Origin of the sequence: Mycobacterium sp. (genome assembly GCF_035633495.1) — a bacterium.
Taxonomy (GTDB): domain Bacteria; phylum Actinomycetota; class Actinomycetes; order Mycobacteriales; family Mycobacteriaceae; genus Mycobacterium.
Genome location: NZ_DASQEU010000084.1, coordinates 1 through 1,821, shown reverse-complemented (window position 1 = coordinate 1,821; position 1,821 = coordinate 1). Strand labels below are relative to the sequence as shown.

Here is a 1,821-nt window from a genome sequence, read left to right as displayed (position 1 = left end):
AGCGAAGCGAAGCCGACCGGCAGGACGGGCTTGAGCCCGCCCAGGCTGCTCTCGGCGTCACTGCCGGTCTTTCCCTGGGACACGCTGGCCGACGTCACGGCCACGGCCAGGGCGCACCCCGGCGGTATCGTCGACCTCTCGGTCGGCACCCCCGTCGACCCCGTTGCCCCGGTGATCCGTGACGCGCTCGCGGCCGCCAGCTCTGCCCCCGGCTATCCGACGACTGCGGGGACGCCAGCCCTTCGGGCCTCCGCGGTGGGCGCGCTGCAACGTCGCTACGGCATCACCGACCTGGCCGACGATGCCGTGTTGCCGGTCATCGGCACCAAGGAAGTCATCGCCTGGCTGCCGACGCTGTTGAACCTCTCGCGGCACGACATCGTGGTCGTCCCCGAATTGGCGTACCCCACCTACGACGTCGGAGCGCGCCTGGCGGGTGCCGAAGTCGTCGCCGCCGATTCGCTGACGCAACTGGGGCCGCGGGTACCCAAACTCGTCTACGTGAACTCGCCGAGCAACCCGACGGGCGCGGTCCTCGGCGTCGAGCACCTCCGCAAAGTCGTCGAGTGGGCGCGCAGAAGGGGGGCGCTGGTTGCCTCCGACGAGTGCTACCTCGGCCTCGGTTGGGATCCTGAAGCGGCGCCGGTCTCGGTGCTGCACCCCTCGGTGTGCGATGGCGACCACACCGGACTGCTCGCCATCCATTCGCTGTCGAAGACCTCGTCGCTGGCCGGATACCGGGCAGGCTTCGTCGCGGGTGATCCGGCGGTGGTGGCAGAACTGTTGGCGGTGCGCAAGCACGCAGGAATGATGGTGCCGACGCCGGTGCAGGCCGCCATGGTCGCCGCCCTCGACGACGATGCCCACGAGAAGGTGCAGAAGGAGCGTTACGCGCGTCGGCGCGAGGTGTTGCTCACCGCCGTCCGCGGCGCCGGTTTCACCATCGACCACTCCGAGGCGGGCCTCTACCTCTGGGCGACGCGCGACGAACCGTGCCGGGACACCGTCGCCTCGCTCGCTGAACTCGGGATCCTGGTCGCGCCGGGGGAGTTCTACGGGCCGCGGGGGGCCCGGCACGTCCGGATGGCGCTGACCGCGACCGACGAGCGGATCGACGCGGCCGCCAAACGTCTGGCCTGACGCGCCGAGTGTCCACTTATCGCACGGTTTCGGCGCATTTGCGTGCCGTAAGTGGACACTCGCGGTCTGGATGACGAATCGCTGTGGCGGCTATGATGTCGCCCTGAGGCTCAGCGAAAGCAGCAGCCGCACATCGGGATCGGCCAGCGAGGTGCCCAGCTCCTCTTCGATCCGTCGCACCCGGTAGCGAACCGTATTCGGGTGCACGTGCAGCCACGCCGCAGCAGCGGCGACGTCACCGAAGCTGTCGAGGTATGCCCGCAGGGTGTCCACCAGCGTCGGATCCTTCTCGCGCAGCTCACCCACACTCGGGTCGACGAGGCGATCGTCGGCGCCGATCATCGTCACGATCTCGTCGAGCAGCACGGTCGTGCGCGATTCGGCGAGCGACGTCACCTGGCCGATGACACCGGGGTGCCGTTCGGCGCTGTCGAGCACGCGGTCCACCTCGGCGCGCGCCGTCGCGATAGCCGCCAGACCTGTTGGGGGAGTGGCGATTACGGCTCGTAGCTCCAACCCGAGTTCGGCACGCAGTGCGCTGATGGTGCCGCGGATCCACGACGTCACCGCGGACGCCTTGCCGGTGTGCGGGAACAGCACGTAGACGCGTGAGGTGCCTGCCACCACCTGCGCATCCCGCCGAAAGGCGCTGGCACTCAACGCGAGTACGTCGGCGAGTCG

At 69.4% G+C, this 1,821-nt stretch carries 2 protein-coding genes; one reads left to right on the top strand and one right to left on the bottom strand.

The genetic code is table 11. From position 1 onward, the window contains the following. The first annotated feature begins 45 nt into the window (after positions 1-45). Entirely contained in the window at positions 46-1,140 is a 1,095-nt protein-coding gene (gene dapC / locus VET27_RS13325; protein WP_526518792.1) for a succinyldiaminopimelate transaminase, read from the top strand. A 90-nt stretch (positions 1,141-1,230) separates the two neighbouring features. Here dapC and VET27_RS13320 read toward each other — a convergent pair. After that, positions 1,231-1,821 (bottom strand): PucR family transcriptional regulator (locus VET27_RS13320; protein WP_526518790.1); only part of this gene is annotated, 591 nt, incomplete at its 5' end.